Genomic DNA, 18,461 nt, shown 5'->3' on the forward strand with positions numbered 1-18,461 from the left:
GAGGCCGCCACCAGCTCATGCCCCACCGTCATCACGAGCGCAGCGAAGTGACCCAGTGATGCGCCACCTTCGGGGATCGCGCGCTGCCCTGGGTTGCTTCGCCGCGCTCGCAATGACGGAGCGGCGCACCGGCCGTCGCGTGAGACGGGTGTCCGGTGCGCCCGCTGCCCAGGCCCGTCCCTAGAACCGCGCCGTCAGGAACAACCGCACGTTCCGTCCCGGCAACAGGATCTCGTCCTTCTTGAACGAGGTCGAGTTGCGGATGTCGGCGTCGAGCAGGTTGCGGCCCTGCACCCCGAGGGTGATCGCGCTCGCCCCGTAGACCGTCGGATCGACCAGCTTCGTGTAGCTCAGCTCGGCGCGCAGGTCGTCGTAGCCCGGGGTGGGCGTCTCGAACAGGGCGGTCGCCTGGTGGTCGAAGGCGTGGAGCAGGTTCACCCGGGCGAACCAACCGTCCGCCCGCAGGTAGACGCCGCCGCCGAGCCGGTAGGGCGGGATGCGCGGCACGTTGGTGCCGTTGTCGAACTGGGCGCGCACGAAGTCGAACTGCGCCTCGATGCCGGCAAAGCCGTTGCCCACCGGCAGGACGTCGTACTGGCCGATGATCTCGGCGCCGTAGAAGGTGGCGTTCTGCTGCTGGTAGACGACCTGCCGGTTCTCGGTGCCGCTGCCGCAGGAGGCGAAATCGTCGTCGCAGGCCAGCCCGGTGAAGTTGCGGTAGATGAAGCCGGTATAGCGCGTGTAGTAGCCGGTGGCGTCGAGGCGCAGCGGGCCCTCGGCCCGGCGGATGCTGGCCTCCACCGTGCGGGCGCGCTCCTTCTTGAGGTCCGGATTGCCGATCTCGAAGGTCGCGGTGGCGTCGTGCGGCCCCTGCGAGAACAGCTCGTAGCCGGTGGGTCCGCGCTCGACATAGGAGCCGTTGAGGCTCGCCACGAAGCCGAAGGGCAGGTCCTGGAGGGCGCCGATGCTGGCGCTCTTCGGGGCGAAGCGCCGGGTCCGGGCGTATTGGAGCGGGTCGAGCCCGTCGACCGGGGTGAAATCCGTCGGGAATTGCGCCGCCGTGCTGGACAGCCGGTCGACCTCGTAGCGCCCGGCCGCCTGAAGCCGCGTGCCGGGGCGCAGCTCCAGCTCCTCGAACAGGTAGACCGCGTTGGCCCGGGACTCGGTCTTGGGCAGGAACGATTCGAGCTGGGTGTTGATCACCCTTCGGTCCGACTGGAAGCCGAGCGCGCCGGTCAGCACGCCGAACGGGGTCTCGACCGGGACGTGCTGGAGCTCCAGGCGCCCCTCCGCCTCGCGGTTCTTGAAGATCGCCTGGACGCCCTCGATCCCGTCCTCGCCGATCCCGACCTCGTTGTGGCGGTAGACCGAGTAGCCCGCCCAGTAGCGGATCACCTCGAACGGTCCGTCGAGCGGCCGGTACTCGCCCCGCGACAGGACCCGGTCCTGGTTCGGTGTGAGGCGGGTGCGGTCCTGCTCGGCGGTGCCGCCCGGGATCGCGTAGATCGCGTCGTAATGGCTGAACGAGATGCCGACGAAGCCGCGGTCGCCGATCGCCGAGATGCCGACCGCGCCGCCCTGCGACTCGTTGTAGGAGTTGCGCTGGATCCCCCCGGGGATCGCGTAGCTGTCGTTGGCGGTCCTGAACCCGTCGGCATGGACCGCGATGCCGTCGCCGCCGGCATCCACGGTCGCGGCGCCGAGCCGGCCGTTATCGACGCTGGAGAAGCCGGTGGTGACCTGCCCCTGCACGCCGTTCGCCGGGATGAAGGTCGGCACGCGGTTGTTGTCGGCCGAGACCACGCCGCCGATGGCGCCGGAGCCGTAGCGCAGGGTCGCGGGGCCGCGGATCACCTCGATCCGGTCGGCGACCAGCGGGTTCACCGGGACGGCGTGGTCCTCGCCGAGATCCGAGACGCCGCCGTTGACGATGCCGTTCTCCTGGATGCGCACCCGGGCATTGTCGAGGCCGCGGATGATTGGCCGCGAGGCCGCGCCTGGCGCGTAGGTGGTGGACGAGATGCCCGGCCGGTCGAACAGGGCGTCGCCCAGGGTCCGGGGCTGGTCGCGGGCGATCTGGTCCTGCGTCACCACGGTGACGGGCGAGAACGTGTTTGTCGCCACCGGCAGGATGCCGGTCTGCAGCGGTGCCGCGGGCGCCGCGACGGGCTTGGTGGCCTGGATCGGGCTGGGGCTGGTGACGCTGATCTCGTCGAGGGCGACGGCCTTCTGCGCCTGCGCCGGAGCGGCGAACAGGCCGGCGGAGAGGGGCGCCGACAGGATCGTGCCGGCCAGGACGGCGTGGCGGAAGGTCGGGGTCATCGAGACTCACACAGTGTTATATCGTTTCATTCACGCTCCGCGAGGAACGGAAGCAAGCGCCGATCACGCACGCCGTCGCGTTCGCCCGGAAACGTTACATTGTTACAACACTCGGTCTGAGCGCCGCCCGCGCGTCGCTCGCCGCAACGTTGACTTTGTAACGTTATAACGTTTTTCTCGGGGCATGACACAGCCTGACCTTCGCCTTCCCGTCACCGTCCTCTCCGGCTTCCTCGGGGCCGGCAAGACGACCCTGCTCAATCATGTCCTGAACAACCGCGACGGCCGCCGGGTCGCCGTGATCGTCAACGACATGAGCGAGGTGAACATCGACGCCGACCTCGTGCGGGCCGGCGGCGCGGATTTGTCCCGGACCGACGAGACGCTGGTCGAGATGACCAACGGCTGCATCTGCTGCACCCTGCGGGACGACCTGCTCGACGAGGTCCGCCGCCTGTCCGAGGCGGGGCGATTCGACTACCTGCTGATCGAGGGCACCGGCATCGCCGAGCCGCTGCCGATCGCCTCGACCTTCGCGTTCCGGGACGAGGCCGGCCGCTCGCTCTCGGACGTCGCTCGCCTCGACACGATGGTCACCGTGGTCGACGCCATGAACTTGTTGAAGGATTACGGCTCGGCCGCCTTCCTGCGCGAGCGCGGCGAGACCGCCGGGGCCGAGGATACCCGCACCCTGGTCGACCTGCTTGTGGAGCAGATCGAGTTCGCCGACGTGGTGGTGATCAACAAGGCCCGGGACGTCTCGGCCGAGCACCTCGCCCTGGTCCGCTCGGTGGTGCGCGGCCTGAACGCCGATGCCCGCATCTTGGAGACCGATCACGGGCGCGCGCCGCTGGACGCGATCCTCGATACCGGGCTGTTCGACGAAGAGAAGGCGCAGGCCCACCCGCTCTGGTTCAAGGAGCTCTACGGCGCCCACGAGCACGTGCCGGAGACGGAGGAATACGGGATCTCGTCCTTCGTCTACCGCGCCCGGCGGCCGTTCGATCCGGAGCGGTTCAACGCCTTCGTCAACGCGACCTGGCCGGGCCTGATTCGGGCCAAGGGCCATTTCTGGCTGGCGACGCGACCGGACTGGGTGGGGGATTTCTCGCTGGCGGGCGCCGTGGCGCGGGTCTCCGCGATGGGGTTCTGGTGGTCGGCCGTGCCGCGTCGGCGCTGGCCGGAGGCGCCCGAGTTCCGGCAGCGCCTCGACACGGTCTGGAGCGAGGTCTGGGGCGACCGCCGCCAGGAACTGGTGTTCATCGGCACCGGCATGGACAAGGAGGCCCTTACCGCCGCCCTGGATGCCTGCCTGGTCGAGACCGGCGAGGATGCGGCCTTCGACCCCGAAGCCTATCGCCACCTGCCGGACCCGTTCCCGGCCTGGCGGCGCGCGGCCTGACGCGTCGCCTCAGACCGCGATCGCCTCGGCCTCGTCCTCGGCCTCGATCTCGGCATCGACCTCGGTGATCTGGCCGGAAGCGCCGGCCGCCTCGGCGAGGCCGCGGGCGGCCTTGCGCAGGAGCTTGCGCAGGCGACGCCGGTCGGTCTTGTCGAGATGGTCGAGCAACTCGGCCTCGACCTCCTCCTGGATCCGCTCGATCGCCTCGGCCTTGGCCAGGCCGGCCTCGGTGAGCTGAACCCGGACCACGCGCCCGTCGCCCGATTCGGCCCGGCGCTCGACGATGCCCAGAGCCGCCAACCGGGTGACCGTCTTGGAGGCGGTGGGCGGGCGTACCCGCAGGAGGGCGGCGAGGTCGCCCATCGTCATGGTGCCGGCCGCGGCGAGCGCCTGCACCACCTGTTCCTGCCCGGCGAACAGGCCGAGCTTCGCCAGCCGGTCGCCGGTGCGGGCCCGGTGCAGGCGCGCGGCCTGGACCAGGGCCCAGCCGACGCTGCGCACGCCGGGCGGCCGCATCTTCTTGGACGACCCTTCCGAGGCGCCCGCATCCTTGATCTCACGATCGCGTTTCTGCTTGTCGCCCACCGGAGCGCCCGCATCTATGCCGGCGGCCGCCGGACCATCCTGAAGCTGCACGATCCACCCCCATCACACGGCCGCCCGGGATCCTGTGGCGCGGGCCGGTGACGCTGCGATGACGGGGATGGATAAGCGCCCGTCTCAGCAGGACATCAGGCGTTTCAGGCGGTCCAGGATGTCCTCGCCCGTGCAGGGGCGGGCGATGAAGTCGGCATGGGCCGGCATCCGGGCCGGATCGGGAGCGGCCCGACCCGACACGATCAGAATCGGAAGTTGCGGCCGGGCCTCGGCCACCGCGCTCGCCAGATCGAACCCGTCGGTCTTCCCCGACAGCTGCACGTCCGTCACGAGCCCGCAGATGTCCGGGCGCGCCTGAAGAATGCTGAGCGCCCGCTCGGCGGAGGCGCATTGCACCGTGTCGTAGCCACCATCCTCGAGCACGTCCCCGAGGTCCATGATCGTCAGCGCCTCGTCCTCGACGAGGAGGATCACCGGCCGATCGCCGCCCGAAACCGTCTGCTCGCTCGCCACTGTGCACTCCCTCCGGCAGCGTCCGGCCGCGGGGGCCACCGCACGCATTGTCCGTCGTGAGCCCAACGGCAGAAACGGTTCCAGGTTGCAGCCCGTCGCGGCGGCACCGCCCGGGATCGTCAGCCCGATGTCGTCAGGACAAAGCCGCAGCCTGCCCGGGGATGACGGCGACGAGCGCTGCGATCAGCCGGTCGAGATCGGCCTCCGGGATGGTCAGGGCGGGGGTGAGATAGACGATGTCGCCGAACGGCCGCACCCAGACGTCCCGCGCGAGGAAGGCCGCCTTCAGCGCGGCGAGGTCGGGCGCTGCCGTGAACTGCACCGCCCCGATGGCGCCGAGCACCCGGATATCGGCGATCCCGGGCAGGCCCTTGAGTTCGGCCAGCCCCTCCGTCAGGCGGCGCGCAATGGCGCCGGCCTGATCGAGGCGCGGTTCGGAGTCGAACAGGTCGAGGCTGGCATTGGCCGCCGCGCAGGCGAGCGGATTGGCCATGAAGGTCGGGCCGTGCATCAGCGCCGCCGCCGGATCCTCGGACCAGAACGCCTCGAACACCTCCGTCCGGGCAACCGTGGCGGCGAGCGCCATCGTGCCACCGGTGAGGGCCTTCGACAGGCACATGATGTCCGGCACGATCCCGGCCTGCTGGCAGGCGAACAGGCTGCCGGTGCGGCCGAACCCTGTGAAGATCTCGTCGGCGATCAGCGGCAGGCCGTGGCGGCGGGCGAGGCGCGCTATCGTCGCCAGCACCTCCGGCGGGTGCAGGATCATGCCGCCCGCGCCCTGGACCAGAGGCTCGACGATCACGGCGGCCAGCGTCTCGCGATGGGCGGCGAGGGCCGCATCGAGCGCCTCGGTCTCGGCTTGGCTGCGCGGCAAGTCACAAAAAACCTGGCTGGGCAGGTAGGCGCCGAAGCGGCGATGCATGCCCTCCTCGGGATCGCAGACCGACATCGCGCCCATCGTGTCGCCATGATAGCCGCCCCGGAAGGCCAGGACCCTGGTCCGCCCGCTCACCCCGCGGTTGAGCCACATCTGGGCCGCCATCTTCAGCGCGACCTCGACGGCGACCGAGCCCGAATCGGTGAAGAAGACGTGGTCGAGATCCCCCGGCAGCAGCGCGGCGAGCCGCGCCGCCAGGCGCTCGGCCGGAGCATGGGTCAGCCCGCCGAACATCACGTGGGGCATCCTGGCCAACTGGTCGGCCACTGCCCGGGCGATGTGCGGATGGTTGTAGCCATGCACCGCCGTCCACCAGGAGGCGATACCGTCCACCAATTCGCGGCCATCCGCCAGCACGATGCGGCTGCCCCGCGTCGCCACCGCCTCCAGGGGCGGCGGCGCCAGCCGCATCTGCGTGTAGGGCCGCCAGAGATTTTTTCGGGATCGGTCGGACGTCATGGCCGAGGGATGGGCGGCTTGGCGGGGGTGGTCAAGCCGGCCCGCGACAGAGCACGCGTTCTGAGCGGAACCGGTATCGTTCACCGGTGAAGATGCCGATTCCCGTCCCCACGACCGACGATGAGCCTTATCCATAACAATCGCACGAAGCTGTCGGGCACGGCGCTGAACGGGACGGCGATCGCATCGATCGCGGCTGGTTTCATCACGCCGCTGGCCGCCGTCTCGCTCGGGGTTCCCGGCGCCCGCGGCGCGCTCAGGGCGACGCTGTTTGCTGTCGCTTGGCGTGCCGTCGGCAGCATCCCACGTCTGACAGCACGACCACTGCTCGGGAGCCTGCGGGAATGAGCTGGGGCGACCTTTACCTCATGGCCCTCGGGCCGGTGCTTGCTCTCGCGGCGGGCCTGTTCATCTACCTTTCGGCGACGATGGGGCCGGGGAACCGCGTGCAGAAGCCGCTTGGGGCCGGCGAGGGACACCGGACGACGTCGGGTCAGCCCGACCGCCCCTAGGGGGATCAAGGCCGCTCGGTACTGGCCGCCACCTTGACATCCACCGCCCCCGCGGCCCCATCACCCACCCGATGGACAGCCTCGACACCTTCGCCCGCACCAAACTCGACGCCTTGGAGGCCGGCAGCCTGCGGCGGCGGCTGACGCCCACTGAGCGCGGGTCCGGAGCCGCGGCGGCGCGTCGGGGCAGGGCGCTCGTGTCGTTCTCGTGCAACGACTATCTCGGCCTGTCGCATCACCCGCGGGTCATCGCCGCCGCGCAGGAGGCGGTCGCGACCTATGGCGCGGGGGCAGGCGGGTCGCGGCTGGTTACCGGCGACCATCCGGTGCTCGGGGCGCTGGAGGCGCGGCTGGCGCAGCACAAGGGCGCCGAGGCCGCCCTGGTCTTCGGCAGCGGCTATCTCGCCAATCTCGGCATCACCCCGGCGCTGGCCGGGTGCGGCGACCTCGTGGTGCTGGATGAGCTGTCCCATGCCTGCATGTGGGCCGGGGCGCGGCTGTCCGGAGCCAAGGTCCTGACCTTCCGCCACAACGATCCGGCGGACCTCGCGGCAAAGCTGGCGGAGCACCGCCCGCACCACGCCCGCGCCCTGGTCCTGACCGAGCGGGTGTTCAGCATGGACGGCGACCGGGCCCCGCTCGAGGATCTCCTGGGCGTCGCCGAGGATTTCGACGCCTGGACGCTGGTCGACGATGCCCACGGGATCGGCGTGGTCGAGGACGGGCCGCGGGCACCGCTGGAGATGGGCACCCTGTCGAAGGCGCTGGGCTCCTATGGCGGCTATCTCTGCGCGTCGCGGCCGGTGATCGACCTGATGACCAGCCGCGCCCGGAGCTTCGTCTACACCACCGGCCTGCCCCCGGCCTCGGCGGCGGCGGCGCTCGAGGCCCTGGTGATCCTGGAGGAGGAGCCGGCGCGCCGGGCCCGGCCGCTGGCGCTCGCGCGGCGCTTCACCGCCCGCCTGGGCCTGCCCGAGGCCGAGAGCGCCGTGGTGCCGGTTCTGGTCGGCGACGCGCAGGCAGCCCTCGACATCTCCGCGGCGCTCGAGGCCGACGGCTTCCTCGTGGTGGCGATCCGGCCGCCGACTGTCCCGGCCGGGACCGCGCGGCTGCGGGTGGCGTTCTCGGCGGCCCACGCGGAGGCGCAGGTCGATGCCCTGGCCGACGCGGTGGCGGCGCTGACGGGCCGCGCTTCCCGTCCCTGAGCGGCACCCCTATACGTCATCCGGGACGCTCCCGCCCAAGAGGAGCCCGGGACACCGAGAGGACGACGCCCCATGGACGCCACCGCTTTGCGAGCCCTCCAGGCTCCGATCAAGGATCAGTACCGCGCCACGCCGGATGCGGCGGTCATCACCCTGAAGGCCCGGGGTACGCTCGACGACACCAAGATCGCCTGCAAGGTCGAGACCGGCCGCGCCATCGCGGAGGCCGGGCTGCACCCGGCCACAGGCGGGTCCGGGCTGGAACTCTGCTCGGGCGACATGCTGCTCGAAGCCCTGGTCGCCTGCGCGGGCGTCACCCTCAAGGCGGTGGCGACCGCGCTGGAGATCCCGCTGCGCTCCGGCACGGTCAGCGCCGAGGGCGACCTCGACTTTCGCGGAACGCTCGGCGTCGACAAGGAAGCGCCGGTGGGCTTCCGCAGCATTCGGCTGTTCTTCACCTTGGACACCGACGCGCCGGAGGACAAACTCGCGCAATTGCTCAAGCTCACCGAGCGCTATTGCGTCGTCTTCCAGACCCTGAACCACAAGCCCGAATTGTCGGTCGCGGCCACGACGGCCTGAGGGGAGGGCGGCGATGGCCGGCGGCATCACCCAAGCCGAGTACTGGAACGGCGAGGTCGGCGCGCGCTGGGCCCGCAACCAGGCGGTGCTCGATGCGGTGTTCGCGCCGCTGACCGAGGCCCTGTTCGACCGCGCCGCTCTGCGCAGCGGCGAGTCCGTGCTCGATATCGGCTGCGGCTCGGGCGCCACGAGTCTGGAGGCCGCCCGCCGGGTCGGGCCCGAGGGCGCCGTGACCGGGGCGGACATCTCGGCGCCGCTGCTGGCGGTGGCCCGAAGCCGCGCCGAGGCGGAGCGCGGTGCCGCGCCGATCCGGTTCGTCGAGGCGGATGTCGAGCGCGCGGATCTCGGCGCCTACGGGCAGGCCCTGTCGCGGTTCGGGGTGATGTTCTTTCCGGACTCGGCCCGGGCCTTCGCCAACATCCGCCGGATGCTGCACCCCGGGGGCCGGCTGACCTTCCTGTGCTGGCGGGCACTCCCCGAAAACCTCTGGGTGACGGTGCCCCGCGAGGCGGTGCTGCCGCTCCTGCCCGAGATTCCGCCGCCCCCACAGCCGGACACGCCCGGCCCGTTCCGCTTCGCCGCGGCCGATCCGCTGGTCGCCCTGCTGCGCGGCGCCGGCTTCGGGACCGTGGCCTGCGATGCGGTCGACCGCGACGTGGTGCTCGGCCGGGGCGCCACCGATGCCGAGGCGGCGCAGGCCGCGGCGCATGTGGCCCTCAATCTCGGGCCGACCGCGCATCTCGTCCGCGAGGCCGAGCCCAATCTGCGCGCCCAGGCCGAGGCCGCCGTCACCGCGGCCCTGACGCCGCATGCGGAGGGCGGCACCGTGCGCCTGCGCGCCGCCTGCTGGCTGGTCCAGGCGGGCTGAGCCGCGCCTTCGGAGCATCATCCCGAAAGCCGGTCGCCGGCTTTCGGGCAACGGTGATCCACCCTCAGAAACCCAGCGCGCCGCCATCCGAGCGGGGGTCGTGCATCGCCTCGATCCGCCCGTCCCGGGCGCGGCGGACGAGCATGCCGGCATGGCCCAGCGTGTCGCTGTAGGGCACGCCGACCGGCTCGATCTGGTGGCCCATGCGCTCCAAAGCCGACAGGATCGCCGGGTCGAACCGGTCCTCGACCTTCACGCTGAGCGACGGCGCTCCCCAAGTCCGGCCGTAGAGCAGCCGCGGCGCATCGACCGCGTCGGCGACGGAGACGCCGTAATCGGCGTAGCGGCAGAAGATCTGGGCCTGGAATTGCGGCTGGCCGTCGCCGCCCATCGCGCCGTAGGCCATCACCCGGCCGTCGTCGAAGGCGGCCAGCGCCGGGATCAGGGTGTGGAACGGGCGCCGGCCCGGCTCCAGCGGGTTCACGGCGTTCGGGTCCAGGGAGAACGAGACGCCGCGGTTGAGCCAGCCGATCCCGGTCCGCGGCAGCACCACCCCAGAGCCGTATTCCCAGTAGACCGACTGGATGTAGGAGACGGCCAGCCCGTCCCGGTCGATCGCCCCCATCCAGACCGTGTCGCCGGGCGAATCGCGCAGGGGCACCGAGGCGGCGCGCTTCATGTCGATCCGCGCGGCTTCCGTGGCGAGGAAGGCCGGCGCCAGGAAATCGGCCGGGTCGTGGCGCAGGCGTCCGAAATCGGTGACCACCCGGTCGCGGATCGCGAAGGCGCGCTTCGTCGCCTCGATCAGCCCGTGGTAATGCGCGAGGCTCTCCGGGGCGGCGATATTCAGCCGGTCGAACAGCCCCAGGATGATCAAGGCCGCCAACCCCTGGGTCGGGGGCGGGAAGTTGAACAGCGTGGCGTCGCGCCGGCGCAGGGCCAGGGGCGCGCGCTCGGCCGGCCGGTAGGCTTCGAGGTCGGCCCGGGTCACCGGCGCGCCGAGGCGTTCCAGGTCGGCGCCGATCTCATGGCCGATATCGCCCCGGTAGAAATCGTCGAGGCCGGCATGGGCGAGCTGCTCCAGGGTCGCCCCGAGGGCCGACAGCGTCCGGATCTCGCCCGCTCGATAGGGCTTGCCGTCCTTCAGGAAGGTCGCGGCGAAGTTCGGGGCCTCGTGCAGGGTGTCGCCGGGTTGCGGCTTGTAGCGCTCCTCGCTCGGCGAGACCGGGACGCCGTCGCGGGCCTGCTGGATCGCGTCGGCGAGCAGCACGTCCAGCGGCAGGCGGCCGCCCAGCGCCTTGGAGAGCGCCAGCGCCAGGTCCCAGCCGCCGATTGCGCCGGCCACCGTGACCATGGCGTCGGGGCCGCGGGACGGGATCGCGTCGTAGCCCTTCTCGCGGTAGCGCTGGATCGTGGCGAGTCGCCCGGCCGGCCCGCAGGCCTCGATGCCGCGCACCCGGCCGCCGCGCTCGCGCACCAGCCAGAAGCCGTCGCCGCCGATGCTGTTCATGTGCGGGTAGACCACGGCGATCGAGGCCGCCATCGCGACCATCGCCTCGATGGCGTTGCCGCCCTGGGCCAGCACGGTCCGGCCGGCCGAGGCGGCCAGGTGATGGGGGGCGGCGACGGCGCTGTCGGAGAAGACGGGAGTCTCGGTCATCGGGGGTCCTGTGGTGTTCCGGTCGCAGCGTTAGGCAAGAGCGCGGCCGCCGCAAGGTGCCGCGCTCCGCCGGGGCGGTGGCGTGTTAGACAGGGTGATGCCCGTCGCGCGGAAGCGGCCGATGCCGTTCAAGAATCTGCCCCGGTTCGCGATGGGCCTTGCCCTCGCCGCGACGCCGGCGGCGGCCCAGCAGCATGCGAAGACGGTCTTCGAGGGCGCGGGCGCCGATCCGCGCATCTCGGTCTCACAGCCGGAGAGCACCAGCCAGGCTTCCGGCGGCTATGTCCGGTCGATCGAGCCCTCGCTCGGGCCGCTCGGCGATCCCTTCGGCATCCGCCCGGTGCTGAAGGCGCGCGGCATCGAGTACAGCCTGACCTACATCGCCGACGTTCTGGGCAACCCGACCGGCGGAATCCGGCAGGGGGCGATCGTCGAGGATCGCCTGAACCTGCGGCTCAACCTCAATCTCGACCGGCTTGCGGGCTGGGAGGGCGCGACCATCCACGCCAACGCCTATTTCATCCACGGCACCGGCCTGTCGCGCTACTATGTCGGCGACCTGCTGACCACGAGCGTCATCGAGGCGCTGCCGTCGAGCCGCCTCTACGTCCTGTGGTTCGACCAGAGCCTGATGGACGGGCAGCTCGGCCTGCGGATCGGCCAGCAGGCCGCCGACACGGAATTCTTCGTCAGCCAGACCGCGACCCTGTTCGTGAATTCGACCTTCGGCTGGCCGGCGATCACCGGGCTCGACCTGCCGAGCGGCGGCCCGGCCTACCCGCTCTCGGCCCCCGCGATCCGGGCCAAATACGCGCCGGGCAACGGCTTCTCGCTCCAGGTCGGGCTCTATGACGGCGATCCGGCCGGGGCGAACCGTCCGGGCCAGGATCCGGAAGCGCAGCGGCTCAACCGCACCGGCACGAACTTCCGCACCAACGATCCGGCCCTGATCGTCGCCGAGGCGACCTACGCGTACAACATCGAGCCGGAGGCCAAGGGCCTGCCCGGCGACATCACCCTCGGCGGCTGGCAGCATTTCGGCCGGTTCGACAGCCTGCGCTTCGACATCACCGGCGTGCCGCTGGCCGACCCGAACGCCAGCGGCATCGGCCGCCCCCTGCGGGGCAATGCCGGCCTCTATGCGATCTACGACCAGACCCTGTACCGGGAATCCGGCAAGGACGACGAGGGCCTCGGCTTCTTCGTGCGCGCCGCCTACTCGCCGACCCGCTCGAGCCTGGTCGACGCCTATGTCGATACCGGCCTGGCCTACAAAGGCCTGTTCGAAGGCCGCGACGACGACACGGTCGGGGTCAGCCTCGCCCATGCCCGGATCAGCGACGACGCCCGGCGGGCCGACCGGGACACGATTGTCTATACCGGTGTCCCGATGCCGCGGCGCCGGGCCGAGACGGTGCTGGAGGCGACCTACCAGGCCGTGGTGGTTCCGGGCTTCACGGTGCAGCCCGATATCCAGTACGTCTTCCATCCGGGCGCCGGCGTGGCCGGCCCGGACGGGCGCCGGCTGCGCAACGCGGCGGTGCTCGGCGTGCGCGCGACCGTGCAGTACTGAGAGCCCCTCACGAAATTCCAGGTCCCCGGGAACCCTCCGTTCGCACGCGACGGCGCGGCGGGAGTTTTGTGAGAGGCTCTCAGGCCTAACTCTGGAACGGTCGCGGCGCGCGCCCTCTTTCAGACTTATGGTGATCTTCGAGTGGGTTGTCGGCGTCCTGTTCGGCGCCGTCCTGTTGGCTGCGCTGGCGCGGCGGCTGGGTGCGCCGTACCCGGCGTTCCTCGCCTTGGGCGGGGTCGGCCTCGCCTTCGTGCCCGGCGTCCCGAACCTGCGGCTCGACCCCGAACTGGCGCTGGCGCTGTTCCTCGCCCCCGTCCTGCTCGATGCCGGCTTCGACGCCTCCGTGCGGGACATGAAGGAGAACTGGCGCGCGGTGTTCGGGCTGGCCGTGGGCGCGGTGGCGGTGACGACGCTCGCCGTCGCATTCGTGGCCCATCTGATCGTGCCCGACATGCCGATCGCGGCCTGCATCGTGCTCGGCGCCGTGGTCGCGCCGCCCGATGCCGTGGCGGCTCTCGCGGTGCTGAAGCACGCGCCGATGCCGCACCGGCTCGCCACGATCCTGCGCGGCGAGAGCCTGCTCAACGATGCCGCCTCGCTGATCATCTACCGGCTGGCGGTGGCGGCCGCGATGTCCGACGGCTTCCATCCGGCCGAGGTGGCCCCCGCCTTCCTGATCGGCGTGGTGGCGAGCCTGGTGGCCGGGCCCGCCCTCGGTCTGGCCTTCGTCGCCCTGACCCGCCGCGTCACCGACCCGGCGAGCACGATCGTGATGCAGTTCGTCGCCGCCTTCGGGATCTGGCTCGCCGCCGAAAAGCTGGAGATGTCGGGGGTGCTGACCATCGTGACCTTCGCGGTCACGGTCGCCCGGCGGGCGCCCGGAATCACGGCGCCGCGCACCCGGGTGATCTCCTACGCGGTCTGGGACACGGCCGTGTTCGTGCTTAACGTCCTGGCCTTCATCCTGATCGGCATCCAGATCGACCCGATCCAGGACCGGCTGACCGGTGCGGATGCCTGGCAGGCCATGTTCCTGGCCGCCGCGATCTTCGCCACCGTGGTGGTGACGCGTCTGGCCTGGGTCCTGCCCACGACCGGCCTCAAGGGGCTCGGCCTGCGTCAGGCGGGCGAACGGGCGAAATACGGGCCGGGGCTCGCTCTGTCCTGGGCCGGGATGCGCGGCATCGTCACGGTCGCCGCCGCCCTGGCTCTGCCGATGGAATTCCCGCACCGGGACCTCGTGGTGTTCACCGCCTTCTTCACGGTGCTCGGCACGCTGATCGTCCAGGGCCTGACCCTGCGCCCGCTGCTGGCACATCTGAAGCTCGAGGACGACGATCCGGTCGGGCGGGAAGTGGGCTGGGCGCGGGCGGCCGCCTACAAGGCCGCCCTCGACAGCCTGTCGGAAGCCGGCGACGAGCCGGCGATCGATTCCCTGCGCGCGGAGTTCCGCTCGGCCCTCGAAGAGGCAGAGGCCCATGAGGAGGGCCTGGCCCCGGAAAGCTTGCCCTCGGACGCGGCCCGCCGCCGCTCGGTGGAGGCCGCCCGCAACGCGGTCCTGACCCTGCGCCGCCAGGGCCGGATCGGCGACGACGCCTACTTTCTGCTGGAGGAGGAGTTCGACTGGGCCGAACTCAACGCGACGCCGAAAGCCGAGACGTAGCGCTCAAACACCCTTGCGCGCCGCGACCCGGGCCTCGATCGCGTCCCACACCGACACGGACAGGTCGGGCCCGCCGAGCCGCTGGATCGCCCGGATGCCCGTAGGGGAGGTGACGTTGATTTCGGTCAGGTGACCGTCGATCACGTCGATCCCTACCAGGATCAGGCCGCGCCGGGCCAGCTCCGGTCCGATCGTCGCGCAGATCTCGCGCTCGCGCTCGGTCAGCTCGGAGGCCGAGGCGGCGCCGCCGCGGACCATGTTCGAGCGGATGTCGTTGGCCGCCGGGACACGGTTGACCGCCCCCATCGCCACGCCATCGACGAGGATGATGCGCTTGTCGCCCTCGGTCACCCGGTCGAGATAGCGCTGGATCACCCAGGCCTCCCGGAAGGTGGTGGCGAACAGGTCGAACATCGAGCCGAAATTCGGGTCCGTCTCGGTGACCTTGAAGACGGCCGCGCCCCCGTGCCCGTGCAGCGGCTTCATCGCCACCGTGCCGTGCTCCAGCCGGAACGCCTCGATCTCCGCCTTGTCGCGGCTGATCAGGGTCGGCGGCATCAATTCGGGGAAGTCGAGGACGAACAGCTTCTCGGGCGCGTTGCGCACCTCGAAGGGATCGTTGACCACCAGCGTCTCCGGGTGGATCCGCTGCAGCATGTGCGTGGCCGTGATGTAGGCCATGTCGAAGGGCGGATCCTGGCGCATGAGCACCACGTCCGCCTCGGCGAGGTCGATCCGCTCCGGCGGCGTGAGGGTGAAATGCGCGCCCTCGACGTCCTGGACCGTCAGCCGCTCGACCCGGGCGGTGACCCGCCGGCCCTGCATCGAGAGCCGGTCGGGCGTGTAATAGACGAGGCTGTGCCCGCGCCGCTGCGCCTCGAGCAGCAGCGCGAAGGTGGTGTCCCCGGCGATCCGGATATTCTGGATCGGGTCCATCTGGACGGCGACGGTCAAGCCCATCGAAAATGCCCTTCGCCTGCGGCGCCTGTCTCGACCGGAGGCGTTCTCAATCGTCGGACAGCGACTTGCTGCCGGTGCGCTTGTCGTAATCGCCGATCGCCGAGCGGCACTCGGGCGAGAGGCGCTTGCGGTTGCGCATCATGCACTTGTCCGCGTCCTGGCTGTTCGGATCGACGCCGGCGCAGAGTCGGAAATAGTCGTTGGCGCAGCCGAGCTGCAGCCCCTGGTCCTCGCGCTGGGCGTAGGCCGGTCCTGCGGCGAGCGTGACGAGGGCGAGGGCGGCCGCAGCGAGGCTACGACGACGGTAGGCTTGCAGGGTGCGTTCCGGAACGAGTCGCATTCAGCGGTGTCCTCAAATCTCGATCGCGCGGAAAATCGATGCGGCGGTCTCCCGTCCGCTTGGGCCCGGCATATCGGTCGCGCAGGGCGGTAGGCAAGCGCCGCAGCTCCGCATGGGTTCCCCGCGCGGAACGCCGCGCCACCGCCCCGCCCCGGTGTGGCACCGGAGCCGCATCGGGAGCGTCACCAGACGGCCGACAAGAAGAAGGCCCCGTCCGCGATCGGACAGGGCCTCAGTCAAAGGGAGGAAACGCCCGCCATGGGCGAACACGGCGTCGCAAATCGCGCGCCACATACGCCCGATGGCCGGCAAGACTCCGTTAACCACGTCATGCTGAATGGTTTCTGTAGCCCTTGCCGACCCCCTCTGCAGGGCCCGGGCGCTGCCGCTCGAGCCGCCGACAGGAGCCGGAGACCATGACCCCTTTCAAACCGCAGGTGATCCGCGAGATTCATGCGCCGGTGCCCGCCAACGACCCGATGCGCGATGCGCCCCGGGATGCGTCCGCGCTCCTGATCCCGTTTCCCGGTACCGAGGCGCGCCGGACGCGCCGCCTGCCGCGCGCCGACGAGCAGCGCGGCGAGATCCTGTTCTTCCTCGGCGTGCGCTACGAGCGCCTCGCCTCCTGAGCCCGCCCCCGACGGTCGACCGGCCCGGCCGCGCGACGTTTCCGACGGTTTGATCATGCCTGTTCCGGATCGCCCCCGGCCGAATGTCCCCCCGGATGCAGGCCGGCGCGTGAACCGCGGCCGCCGGGCCTCCACGCTCCTGCCCGCCGGAGCGGTGCTGGCGCTGCTCGCCGCCTGCACGCAGAGCGGTGATTTCGGCCGGCCCCGGACCGGCGTCTGGAACGGGCTGATCGACACCACGGGCAGCTTCTCGTCCCGGGATCGCGGCCGCCTGATCCTCGATTCCGGCCTCACCGACGACGAGCAGGCCCTGCGCGACCGCGCCTGGCGGTTCGTGCAGCCGGCCAGCACCTTCTCGGCCTTCCACGATGCGCTGCTCGGACTGGCCAGCGCGCACGCGACGCCGACCTGGCGGTTCGACGAGGTCGGCGCCTATTACGACACCCTGACCGCGGAAGCATCGCGCTCGCCGGTCTCCCGCTACCGCCAGCTCGCCGACGACGCCACGGCCGATGGCCGGCTGATCCCGATCTTCACGGCGCTCGCCGCGCGGGTGATCGACGCGGATGCCGCGCGGCTGCGCAGCCTGCCCTTCGCCAAGACCCTGGACGATGCCGACATCCGCCAGGCCGCGCAGCATGTCGCCGAGAACCGCTGCCTGATCGCCTGGGTGCGGATCGAGAGCGGCCTGCGGCTCGCCCGCTACCGCTACGCCCTGGAGCACCTCTTCGCCGCGGCCCCGGCCAAGGAATCGGTCTCGGCCGAGCGTGCCATCGCCATGCTCGCCGCCCGCCGCAACCTCCTCGAGCCGCTGCTCCCGGCGGATGCCGCAGCCCGCTGCGGCCTCGAAGCCGCCATCGCGCCGGTCGCCGAGGCTCCGCCGCTCGTCGTCAAGGACTGACCGGAGCCGGCGTTACCGCCCCGCAGGCTTGCCGCCGGCGTCCTTGCCGGCGGGCTCGTCCGTCGGCGTGTCGGTGGTGCAGGAGACGGACTGGACCGCGGCGTTGGCACCGGGCCGCTGGCTCGGCAGACCCGCGATCACCCGGACGACCACGAAGCCCCGATTGTCCGGCGCGACGATGCGCACGTCGCGGCTCGGATCGTTTTCGTCGTCGTCGGCCAGCGCCTCGTCGTACTGGGCGCGGGTGAGGATCACGAGGTCGAGGGCGCCGCGCACCGCGGCCTGGTCGGTCACCGCGTAGAAGGCGCCGCGGCGGGCATGGGCCGCGAGCGACAGCGACAGCGGCCCGGTCCTGGCGGAGACGCGCATCGGCCCGTCGGCGAGATCGTAGGCGCAGACGCCCACCGCCACGGCCGGGTCCGGGATCGGCAGCCACGCCTCGGGCGGGGAGGGCTCGTCACCGGTGGCGATGGTGTAGATCGGCTGCGGGTGGTCCAGGTTCTCGCTGGTCCGGGCGCGCGAGACGGCATCCTTCTCGGACAGGACCGGGATCGCCAGCACCGCGGCGATGTGCACGATCCCGGCGAGCACCAGGCCGATCAGCGTGGCGTAGACGAAGCGCAGGCTCACGAGGCGCATCCCAGGCGGGTGATGGCCGGCACCGAATCCCGATCGAGCGAGCCGACGCTGGCGGCGACCGGGGTATCGTAGAGCCGCAGCGCCAGACGCACCGGGCCGCTGTCGCGCGGGCTCGGCAGCCAGTTGCCGGGTTGGACGTCGGGGGCGAGCACCACCGAGAACCGCCCGTCGGCCCCACGCAGCACCTCGGTCGAGGTGAAGCCTTCACGCACGGCGGGGCGGCCGGGATCACGCGGGCCGCGACCGGCGACCGTGAGGGTCCAGGCCCGGGCCGGGGGCGTGCCGCCGCCGACGCGGTAGCTGCAGGTGGCGTCGAGCGCCTGGCCCTGGTCGTCCACCGAAGCGGTCAGCAGCAGGCCCTCACCCACCGCCAGAGGGATCTCGCCCCGGCGGGCGTTGACCGCCCGCGTATAGGGATCGGCATTGCCCGCCCCGGCCTTGGGCCACGCCGTCCAGGCGCCGACCTGAACGCCGCCGAACGGGTAGCCGCCGCGGGTCGCCCAGTCGGCGCTGGCCAGGCCGAGCACCCCGCCGAGCCCCAGCGCATAGACGGCCAGGCCGGCGACCGAGCTCTTGCGCCAGAGATGGGCGAGGAAACGGCCGGCGCCGCCGAGGGACCGGACCTTCGACACGGGTCGATCGTCTCCGGCCGCGGCGCTGCGGCCGGGGCCTCCGGGAATCACGAGCCTCATCGGA

General features: G+C 71.4%; 18 protein-coding genes. 9 read left to right on the top strand and 9 right to left on the bottom strand.

Going from position 1 to position 18,461, the window contains the following annotated elements; translation table 11 throughout:
• Window positions 1–180 precede the first annotated feature (180 nt).
• Window positions 181–2,322: a TonB-dependent receptor gene (locus LGR69_RS17490; protein WP_208601084.1), complete on the bottom strand. Its 2,142-nt coding sequence runs from the start codon at window positions 2,320–2,322 to the stop codon at window positions 181–183.
• 184 nt (window positions 2,323–2,506) lie between these two features.
• On the opposite strand from LGR69_RS17490, the gene zigA reads away from it, so the two are divergent.
• Entirely contained in the window at window positions 2,507–3,724 is a 1,218-nt protein-coding gene (zigA, locus tag LGR69_RS17495; RefSeq protein ID WP_230366817.1) for a zinc metallochaperone GTPase ZigA, read from the top strand.
• 9 nt (window positions 3,725–3,733) lie between these two features.
• On the opposite strand, the gene LGR69_RS17500 is transcribed toward zigA, so the two are convergent.
• The 3 genes from LGR69_RS17500 to LGR69_RS17510 all read right to left on the bottom strand — a co-directional run bounded on the left by LGR69_RS17500 (window position 3,734) and on the right by LGR69_RS17510 (window position 6,233).
• Complete coding sequence (locus LGR69_RS17500) at window positions 3,734–4,360, bottom strand: MarR family winged helix-turn-helix transcriptional regulator (RefSeq protein WP_007559981.1); 627 nt, start codon at window positions 4,358–4,360, stop codon at window positions 3,734–3,736.
• Window positions 4,361–4,444: 84 nt separating this feature from the next.
• Complete coding sequence (locus LGR69_RS17505; protein WP_007559982.1) at window positions 4,445–4,834, bottom strand: response regulator; 390 nt, start codon at window positions 4,832–4,834, stop codon at window positions 4,445–4,447.
• A 133-nt stretch (window positions 4,835–4,967) separates the two neighbouring features.
• Window positions 4,968–6,233, bottom strand: coding sequence for an adenosylmethionine--8-amino-7-oxononanoate transaminase (locus LGR69_RS17510; protein ID WP_230366818.1), 1,266 nt, complete (start codon window positions 6,231–6,233; stop codon window positions 4,968–4,970).
• 120 nt (window positions 6,234–6,353) lie between these two features.
• Here LGR69_RS17510 and LGR69_RS17515 point away from each other — a divergent pair, with 120 nt between their 5' ends.
• From LGR69_RS17515 to LGR69_RS17530, 4 genes are all read left to right on the top strand, one after another.
• Window positions 6,354–6,581 (top strand): hypothetical protein, encoded by a 228-nt coding sequence (locus LGR69_RS17515; RefSeq protein WP_230366819.1) that lies wholly within the window; start codon window positions 6,354–6,356, stop codon window positions 6,579–6,581.
• Between the two features lie 235 nt (window positions 6,582–6,816).
• Window positions 6,817–7,950: an aminotransferase class I/II-fold pyridoxal phosphate-dependent enzyme gene (locus LGR69_RS17520; protein WP_230366820.1), complete on the top strand. Its 1,134-nt coding sequence runs from the start codon at window positions 6,817–6,819 to the stop codon at window positions 7,948–7,950.
• Between the two features lie 72 nt (window positions 7,951–8,022).
• Window positions 8,023–8,532 (top strand): OsmC family protein, encoded by a 510-nt coding sequence (locus LGR69_RS17525; RefSeq protein WP_091864176.1) that lies wholly within the window; start codon window positions 8,023–8,025, stop codon window positions 8,530–8,532.
• Between the two features lie 13 nt (window positions 8,533–8,545).
• Complete coding sequence (locus LGR69_RS17530; RefSeq protein WP_230366821.1) at window positions 8,546–9,400, top strand: class I SAM-dependent methyltransferase; 855 nt, start codon at window positions 8,546–8,548, stop codon at window positions 9,398–9,400.
• A gap of 64 nt (window positions 9,401–9,464) precedes the next feature.
• On the opposite strand, the gene LGR69_RS17535 is transcribed toward LGR69_RS17530, so the two are convergent.
• Complete coding sequence (locus LGR69_RS17535) at window positions 9,465–11,060, bottom strand: gamma-glutamyltransferase family protein (RefSeq protein ID WP_230366822.1); 1,596 nt, start codon at window positions 11,058–11,060, stop codon at window positions 9,465–9,467.
• 121 nt (window positions 11,061–11,181) lie between these two features.
• Here LGR69_RS17535 and LGR69_RS17540 point away from each other — a divergent pair, with 121 nt between their 5' ends.
• Together LGR69_RS17540 and LGR69_RS17545 are read left to right on the top strand one after the other, a co-directional pair.
• The gene (locus LGR69_RS17540) at window positions 11,182–12,633 is read left to right on the top strand and encodes a carbohydrate porin (RefSeq protein ID WP_230366823.1); all 1,452 of its coding nucleotides are present in this window, start codon (window positions 11,182–11,184) and stop codon (window positions 12,631–12,633) included.
• A 127-nt stretch (window positions 12,634–12,760) separates the two neighbouring features.
• Entirely contained in the window at window positions 12,761–14,296 is a 1,536-nt protein-coding gene (locus LGR69_RS17545) for a cation:proton antiporter (RefSeq protein ID WP_007559998.1), read from the top strand.
• Between the two features lie 3 nt (window positions 14,297–14,299).
• Here LGR69_RS17545 and gshB read toward each other — a convergent pair whose 3' ends face one another.
• Window positions 14,300–15,256 carry a glutathione synthase gene (gene gshB, locus LGR69_RS17550; RefSeq protein ID WP_230366824.1) on the bottom strand — a complete coding sequence of 319 codons (957 nt, stop codon included), beginning with the start codon at window positions 15,254–15,256 and terminating at the stop codon, window positions 14,300–14,302.
• 46 nt (window positions 15,257–15,302) lie between these two features.
• Window positions 15,303–15,596 (bottom strand): hypothetical protein, encoded by a 294-nt coding sequence (locus tag LGR69_RS17555; protein ID WP_230366825.1) that lies wholly within the window; start codon window positions 15,594–15,596, stop codon window positions 15,303–15,305.
• A gap of 416 nt (window positions 15,597–16,012) precedes the next feature.
• Between LGR69_RS17555 and LGR69_RS17560 the strand changes: the two genes are divergently transcribed.
• Together LGR69_RS17560 and LGR69_RS17565 are read left to right on the top strand one after the other, a co-directional pair.
• Window positions 16,013–16,225 (top strand): hypothetical protein, encoded by a 213-nt coding sequence (locus tag LGR69_RS17560; RefSeq protein ID WP_007560004.1) that lies wholly within the window; start codon window positions 16,013–16,015, stop codon window positions 16,223–16,225.
• A gap of 55 nt (window positions 16,226–16,280) precedes the next feature.
• Complete coding sequence (locus LGR69_RS17565) at window positions 16,281–17,126, top strand: hypothetical protein (protein ID WP_268868633.1); 846 nt, start codon at window positions 16,281–16,283, stop codon at window positions 17,124–17,126.
• Between the two features lie 12 nt (window positions 17,127–17,138).
• Here the strand turns inward: LGR69_RS17565 and LGR69_RS17570 are convergent, their stop codons facing one another.
• Entirely contained in the window at window positions 17,139–17,765 is a 627-nt protein-coding gene (locus tag LGR69_RS17570) for a DUF1254 domain-containing protein (protein WP_007560007.1), read from the bottom strand.
• Window positions 17,753–18,457 carry a DUF1214 domain-containing protein gene (locus LGR69_RS17575; protein WP_122159299.1) on the bottom strand — a complete coding sequence of 235 codons (705 nt, stop codon included), beginning with the start codon at window positions 18,455–18,457 and terminating at the stop codon, window positions 17,753–17,755. The genes LGR69_RS17570 and LGR69_RS17575 overlap by 13 nt, the downstream gene beginning before the upstream one ends.
• Window positions 18,458–18,461: the final 4 nt, after the last annotated feature.

Origin of the sequence: Methylobacterium brachiatum (genome assembly GCF_020523825.1) — a bacterium.
Classification (GTDB): Bacteria; Pseudomonadota; Alphaproteobacteria; order Rhizobiales; family Beijerinckiaceae; genus Methylobacterium; species Methylobacterium brachiatum.